Source organism: Kaarinaea lacus (assembly GCF_975902315.1).
In genome coordinates, this window is sequence record NZ_CDLKIE010000470.1 from 1 (window position 1) to 7,730 (window position 7,730).

The following is a 7,730-nucleotide window of genomic DNA, read 5'->3' on the forward strand; positions in this document are numbered from 1 at the left end:
AGACGCTGGATGTAGCGATCGCACAATTGTTGATGTTCTTCGTTGTCCCAGTCCTCGCGAATCAGGCAGGGTGGAAAATCATCACTCGCCGGATCAGCACGTTCGAACCAGGCGGCTCGCGGTTTTGCGCCAGCGCGTATCTCGATGAGTCCCTGCAGGCGATAGTTGACGGGAGGCACATAGAAATCATCGACCGGTTCCGGTGCCTGTACTTCCAACTGGGCGGCAGGCATCGCGAGCCATACCGGATGAGGAGACGGCAGTTTCATGTCATTTTCATTGGCAGTGGACTGTAAAAGCGCAAGGGGACGACCGTCAGTATCATCCAATAGCCAGTACTCGTAGCGATCCTTTGCTGCAAAGGGAACGGTTGCACTAGTGACAGCTTCGTATAGACGTTCGATAGCCGAGTGGACGCCAGGATCGAGATATTTGTGCCCCGGCTTTTTTTGGAGATACCCACGTGCAATTGTCGCCACCAGTAAATAATGACTATCGGCATCTTTTACAGGATTGTCGGTACGTCGGCGGGTATCTTCAGGTTGGACATATTGGATCGCCCAATTGACACCATCGGCGCTCAGGGCCCTGGTACTGTCCAGTTCGGCAACCTGGATCACACCAACAAAGGGCATCATTAGCCGTTTGGAGTACATTATGATCATCTCAGATGCGCCTCCTTCAGTTATTCAAAGCAGGTTTATATCTTTGAACGACTATTATAGATGGAAGTTCAGATTTCCTGGGCAAGACTGGTCTTTTTCCCAATTCGGGTAGCAGAGCAATTAAGTGAAAGGCCAGCTTTTTTATATATAAAGAGTTATTTTCATTTGGTTTGCTTGAAAGAGTGAGTAGAAACCGAAGGCCCAGTGGACTGTCGCAGTTCGACGCACGCTCGCTATGCATGGCGAGCTTGACAACCGCTACATGGATGTAAAGAGTTCAACAATGAGATTTTTATTAGATGCTGGTCGGCGTGAAAGTATTTCAGCCTTCGATCTTCGCCTCCCGGATGCGCTCAAATGTACGCATGATCATTGATTTGAAATCCATGCTGTTGAGCTCCAGTAAATTTCAATCACACTGATTTCACACCTCGACATCTCAATTCCCCATCATACACCTGCGAGTGACCCATAAACGCAACAGTTGCCATCAAAGCATTCATCAAGCTAACTGCTTAAATTTGCAAACAATCCATGCTTACGTTGACAGGCAAATATTATTTTGCTAATTTCTGTAATAACAGAAACAACGGAAATATCATATGAAACTGACTCCGATTATGGAAAAATTTGTGGTGCATTGGGGCGAGATGGGTACCCGCTGGGGAGTTAACCGGACCGTGTCGCAAATTCATGCATTGCTCTATCTTTCGCCTAAGCCTTTGAATGCAGAGGAAATCAGTGAAACACTGGGAGTCGCCCGTTCTAATGTAAGCACCAGCATCAAAGAGCTTCAATCATGGGGGCTTGTCAAAGTAGTCCATGTGCTTGGCGACCGCCGCGATCACTTTGAAACCATGGAAGACCTGTGGGACATTTTTAATTGCGTGGTCGAGGAGCGCAAAAAGCGGGAAATTAATCCGACCCTTACCTTACTAAGACAGTGCGAGCTGGAAGCTGCAGAAGATACCCAGACACCCCCTGATATCAAGAAAAAAATTAGTGAAATCAAAGAGTTTTTAGAGACGTTAACCACCTGGCATGCGCAGATGCAAACGATTCCCAGGTCAGCACTGGTAAAAATAATGAAGCTTGGTAACAAGATCACTCGATTGCTTAACAAGAAGGAGTAACAGAATGAAAGACGCTTTGCTGGGTCTTTTTTTAAAGACTTCTAATTTCTGTTTATACAGAAATTACAAAAATGAAAGATGGTCTAATACGATAAGGGTAGAGCAACCTTCGCTCGTTTTTTATGACCATGCATGCCCGCTGTGTCGGGCCGAAATGCAACGCTTAAAAAGCGTTGATAAATATGAACGACTACAGCTCGTAGATATCAGTTCGCCTCAGTTTGATGAGGAAAAATGGGGCGTGCCACGCTCAACATTGTCCGAAGCTTTGCATGTGCTTCTCGCGTCAGGGCAATGGTTAGTAGGTATGCCGGCAATTCGTCATGTGTATCGCCAGGTAGGATGGGGCTGGTTGATGGCACCTACCGGCTGGCCATTAATTTCGCCACTGGCCGATATTTTTTACCGAAATTTTGCACCCAATCGCAACCTGATCTCGCGCTGGCTTGGTTTTCATTCACAGCGTGTCGAGTGTTCGGATGATATTTGTGGCACTGACCAACAGAAACGCAAAGGGGGTGGGGCATGATGGACTTATTTATTAATTTGCTCGTAGTGCAAGCAGTGATGGGTGCCTTTGATACTTTGTATCACCACGAATTCAAAGTTGCATTACCGCGTTGTCCAACCGCAAAGCTGGAGCTAAAAATTCATGCAGTTCGTTCCATGCTTTATGCCGTTGTGTTTTTCGGTGTCGCGTGGTTTCAATGGGGAGGTGTGTGGGTTGTGTTGTTGGTGGGGATCATCTTAATTGAAGTGCTGCTGACGCTGTGGGACTTTGTGATTGAAGATGCCACGCGCTTATTGCCAAAATCCGAACGCATTACTCATACCTTACTGGCTGTCAACGGTGGCGCGGCATTTGTGCTGCTAGCGATTGAGTTGCCTTCCTGGTATGGCAAGGCGACGGCGTTTTATGCGGTGGATTATGGTTGGCAATCATGGTTTCTAACACTGGGTGCCATTGGGGTGGCGGTGTCCGGAGTGCGGGATGCTTTGGCCGCGTGGAGTTTGCAACGCCTGGATTTACAACTGCAACTGGATTTTGGTGGTCATCGTCGGGTGTTGGTATCCGGGGGAACCGGATTTATTGGCAGTGCGCTGTGTCGTGAATTGTTGAGCGGTGGCCATGAAGTGACGCTACTTACCCGACGGCCGGAAGCTGCGTCACTTCAGTTTGCGGGAAAAGTGCGAGCCGTGCGCAGTACGGAACAGCTATCTTCCGATGAAGTATTCGATGTCATCATCAATTTGGCAGGTGCGCCGGTGGTTGGGTTACCCTGGTCAACAAAACGCAAACATATACTAACCAGCAGTCGCGTTAAAACGACGCAAGATCTGTTGAATTATGTGCAGCGTGCCAAACATTCTCCGGGAGTGTGGATTCAGGCGTCGGCGATCGGCTACTACGGCACACACAGTGAAACCATGCTGGATGAAACATCGCCTGCTGGAAAAGGATTTGCTGCAGCACTATGTAAACGTTGGGAGTCTATGACGCAAGTATTGGAAACAGGTGGAATTCGTTGTGTAACGCTGCGGTTCGGTTTGGTGTTCGGCCGCAGCGGTGGGGCATTGCCCATGCTGTTACTGCCTTTTCGTATAGGGCTCGGCGCCATTTTAGGTAGTGGACAGCAACACATTAGCTGGATCCATATTGAAGATCTTTTGCGCCTGATCGCAAAAGCAATTGCAGATGATTCATTGCGAGGGAAAATCAACGCTGTTGCGCCCGATAGCCCAACCTACGAAGAGTTTGCCCAACAGGTAGGACAACAATTACATCGTCCGGTTTTTCTACGCATACCGACAATAATATTGCGTCGTTTGCTCGGCGAAATGGCTTCGATGTTTGTGGATGGTCCTCACATTGTACCGCGACGTTTGAAACAAACGGCATTCGAATATCAGTTCCCGAGTTTGCGTAGTGCATTAATGGATCTTACATGAGGAGGTTACTAATGAATGCGCCTGTATCGTCATCACTGGTGTTTCGAACAAGTGCCCGCGTTGTTCCGCAGTCTTTTGCCGATATCTTACGACGATCCATGGATGCATCGAGATGGGCAACACTGCACCCAGCGATTCGGCGACGATTCTCGCCGATGTTACGAGAGAATATGGCGCTCAGCTTTTCCGGCACCATGCAATGGGTGTATTGCTCACCCATTGGTGCTTTATTGGCGCGTGTATTACGACCCTTTTCGATACTACCGGATACTTGCCAACAGCACACAGATTTTGACTTTAAAATATTTCGACGTGGGGATGTCATTATGAAACAACGACGTTATCGGTTGAGGGATAACGACACTTTTACATTTACTTCAAAATTTAGTGGTCAACCTCACCTGCATGAGGAATTTGGTGGCGGTATAGGGATGTATCTTCAGCTCGACGAAACCCAAAGTGCATTAATGTTCAAAGATAATGGGTATTTCTTACGCCTTGGTCAATGGCGTATCCGTTTACCGCGTTGGCTGACCGTCGGCTCCTTTGAGCTATTGCATCGCAACATCGATGCGCAGCGCTTTCAGGTGATTATTCGTGTGGCACATCCTCTGTTTGGCACATTATTTTATCAGCGAGGCGAGTTTTTTAATCAGAGTGGTTAAATGGCTGTCTTTGCATTACTGAACAGTGCTTATGTCATCACTAAATCTAAATTAATAATGACGCTGGTTACGTGGTGCAACATTTATGACATCAGGTAACCAGTTTACTGTTTATCAGGTCGGCAAAAGAAAGAGCTAGAGTGCGCAGCAGTAGGATTTGAGTGTTGGTCGCAGTGATTGAGGGTCATCTCGTTTTTCTGTGGCTATTTTTCACTTATGGGAAACTATAACGTCCACCGGTATTAGTGAGCGCGCCGGTCCAGTCTTGCCCACCCCAGACAATGAACTCGGTGCCGGTCCATACGCTGACAGTATCGCTACGTCCTGATGGCGCATTGTTAAATGTCATGAGATTCCAGCTGTCCGTTGAAGGGTTGTAAGCAGCGCCGCTATTGAGAGGATCAATTATTTTACCACCCCAGACGATCATCTGTTGCCCCGTCCAGGCTGACAATGGACCGTCCCGATCAATGAGCGGATTAAACGTGGCTATTCCAGTCCAGCTAGCGGTGAGCGGATTGTAACGGCCGGAATTGTCTTTACCATTCCAGGTTACCATTAAGGTATCTGCCCATTGCGCAACGTGACCCACCTTGTTATTGAGAAAGCCGCTGGCCGTGACGGCAGTCCAGCTATTGGTATCAGGATTATAACGGCCGCCGGTATCCCCAATATTCACAAACGGACCACCATCCCCGCCCCATACAATCATCTCGCTGCCCGACCATACTGCAGTATGATAAACACGTGGCGCTGGTGCATCGGTTAACGTGGTTGCCTGCCAGGTATCAGTGCCTGGATTGTAACGTGCGCCACTGTTGGAATATGTGCTTCCATAACCTCCCCAGACGATCACTTCCGTTCCGGTCCATATGGCGGTGGTATTGCTGACGGCACCTGGCGCATTAGATGTAGATATCGCACTCCAGGTATCCGTAGCAGGATTGTAGCGACCGCCTCTGCCATCGGAAGTGATGCGACCGCACCAGATAATCATTTCTTCGCCGGTCCAAACTGAGACTGGAGTAGAGCATCCTCCGGGAGCATTGTCGGTAGACATGGATTGCCAGCTGTCGGTTGCCGGATTATAGCGGCCACCGCTATTCAAATAACTACCGTTTTCCCCGCCCCAGACCAGCATTTCTGTACCGCTCCATACCGCGGTTGCTTCTTTACGGGGTGTTGGCGCGTTAACGGTTGATGTCGCCGACCAGCTACCTATGCCGTCTTCTGTGGTCGTAAAACTCCATGAGTAAGGTTGCGCCAGCGGATTACCCGCCAGATCGGTGGCGCCCGTGGTAATCGTTGCAGTGTAGGTTTCGTTTAAAGCAAGCTTGGCGTACGGTGTGAATATGTTGCCGTTGGATATCACACCGATTACGGAATTGGCGCCGGAATCTTCCAGCAAAAAGCTATCGCTGGTGATTGATGTAATATCCATGTCTTCACTGAAGGTCACACTAAGACTGCCATCGATAGCGACCGCGGTTTCGCCATCGACTGGCGATGTACTGGTAACAGTGGGAGGTGTGGTATCGGGTACCGTGGTGGTAAAACTCCAGCTGTAATCACTTTCAAGGTGATTACCCGCTTCGTCAGTTACTCCCGTCGTAATAAGCGCAGTATACAATGCATTGCCTTCCAATGGATCTGTCGGCGTAAACGTCACCCGATTGGGGGAAGCGGTTATTGCGCCATCGACTGGATTGCTCGCTGCATCCAGCAATTGGAAAGTATCAGAATTCAGTGTGGGTAAAGACATGGATTCGCTGAATGTCGCCGACACAATAACATTCGGTGAAACATCCGTTGAATTCGCCCAGGGATTTGTATACAGCACCGTGGGTGCAACCGTATCTCCTTCACCGGTACTGAAGGTCCAACTGTAGTCCTCGCTCATGGAGAGTCCGTTGAGGTCGGTAATCTCGGTGGTGAGCGTGGCGATATAGGTTCCATTGGGCGCAATATAGCTGGTGGCCTGGAACGTCGCGTTGCTACCGCCCGACGATACGGTAATCGTGCCGCTAACAGGATCGCCCGCAAAGTTTCGCAAGGTAAAACTATTGTTATTAACTGTCGATGGAACAACAGATTCGTTAAATGTCACCCTTACCTGAAGATACGGACTAAAATAAACATCGGTATCTTCGTCGGCCGGGACAGTAGAAACAACGTAAGGTGGCGTGACATCCGGACTGCGTATAATAGTAATGGTTTTTTCACCGTGATTGCCATCCGGATCGGTGGCCGTGACGGTGATGCGGTTGTCACCGGCGATTACCGGGATGCTCGCGCTCCAGGTATGATCACACAATACGAGTGAAAAAAGGAATAAGCAGTAGCGAACATGTTGTGAAGCCTGGGCCGATTCATTGGTGGCATCGTTTCTCCATATCACGGTCACGCCCGTATCCGACGCATCACCCGTACAACAGCGATACCAGGTAGGGCTGATAAATGCTTCGCCTGCCAGATACTGGGGGGAAGTATCGGTGGGATAACTGTCTTCTTCGGTTGGATAGGTTAAGGTTAGCCAGCCTTTGTTCGTGGCGCCACCATTATCTGTAGTAGCTCCGTCGTCACCATTGGAACCCAGTGTGCTCAGTATGGCGAAGAGCAGTACCAAGATAAACGCGCAGAGTCGAAAAGACTTTTGTTGATGAATGTTAGGAAGCATCAGCTTTTATCCGTGTCGATTAAGTCGGACCCAAACTATCGATAGAAATTCTCCAAATCTCGCTGCGCTTTTCTAACACGACAATGTATAGGTTCACACAATGCTAGAGTTTTTTAATTATCTAATTCTTATTAAAAAATAAGATGAAAATGATTGCATTGATAGGTATCAACGGAATGGAATCCCAGCTATAAACATTGCGAATTTACCGCTATTCTGGAGCAAATAAGACGAAAAGTTTCTGGTTGCTAGATCGCGCTGTTAATTACTCGTGTTTTGTCGAACTGTGTAAGTAAGAATATATTAATGATACAACAGCTGTGATTAGTCATTAGGACAGGCCGCGTTTTGATATTTAGAAGAAATTGCTTTTCGCTAAAATCGGATACATGTTTATTGAATATTGATATAGAAAATTTAGAAAGCAGTTTATGTTTTTTTCAGCACACCTACTTACTGTCAAGACGCATGTAGAGAGTGATAGGGAGTGTAGGGTAAGTGATTGAACATTGGTCGGAGTGAAAGGATTTGACAATTTTGTCCGGAACAAAATTGGACGTACGAATAACGCCTGTAAGGTGAAAGCCAGGGATGGCTTTCATCAGCCTTCGACCCCCGCCTCCCGAACGCGCTCAAATAG

Annotated in this window: 6 protein-coding genes; 4 read left to right on the top strand and 2 right to left on the bottom strand. The window is 48.1% G+C overall.

The features are described from left to right. Window positions 1-665: hypothetical protein (locus ACWVCM_RS14540; protein ID WP_455202484.1), on the bottom strand; the 665-nt coding region annotated here is incomplete at its 3' end. Between the two features lie 602 nt (window positions 666-1,267). Here ACWVCM_RS14540 and ACWVCM_RS14545 point away from each other — a divergent pair. From ACWVCM_RS14545 to ACWVCM_RS14560, 4 genes are read left to right on the top strand one after another with little or no spacing between them, the layout of a single operon-like run. Next, a complete protein-coding gene (locus tag ACWVCM_RS14545) occupies window positions 1,268-1,798 on the top strand; it encodes a GbsR/MarR family transcriptional regulator (RefSeq protein ID WP_455202485.1) in 531 nt (176 codons plus the stop codon). Window positions 1,799-1,802: 4 nt separating this feature from the next. Next, complete coding sequence (locus tag ACWVCM_RS14550) at window positions 1,803-2,327, top strand: thiol-disulfide oxidoreductase DCC family protein (RefSeq protein WP_455202486.1); 525 nt, start codon at window positions 1,803-1,805, stop codon at window positions 2,325-2,327. Next, window positions 2,324-3,748, top strand: coding sequence for a TIGR01777 family oxidoreductase (locus ACWVCM_RS14555; RefSeq protein WP_455202487.1), 1,425 nt, complete (start codon window positions 2,324-2,326; stop codon window positions 3,746-3,748). Before ACWVCM_RS14550 ends, ACWVCM_RS14555 begins: the two co-directional genes overlap by 4 nt. A gap of 11 nt (window positions 3,749-3,759) precedes the next feature. Beyond that, the gene (locus ACWVCM_RS14560) at window positions 3,760-4,413 is read left to right on the top strand and encodes a DUF4166 domain-containing protein (RefSeq protein ID WP_455202488.1); all 654 of its coding nucleotides are present in this window, start codon (window positions 3,760-3,762) and stop codon (window positions 4,411-4,413) included. Between the two features lie 214 nt (window positions 4,414-4,627). On the opposite strand, the gene ACWVCM_RS14565 is transcribed toward ACWVCM_RS14560, so the two are convergent. Then, the gene (locus ACWVCM_RS14565; RefSeq protein ID WP_455202489.1) at window positions 4,628-7,090 is read right to left on the bottom strand and encodes an Ig-like domain-containing protein; all 2,463 of its coding nucleotides are present in this window, start codon (window positions 7,088-7,090) and stop codon (window positions 4,628-4,630) included. Between the last annotated feature and the right edge of the window lie 640 nt (window positions 7,091-7,730).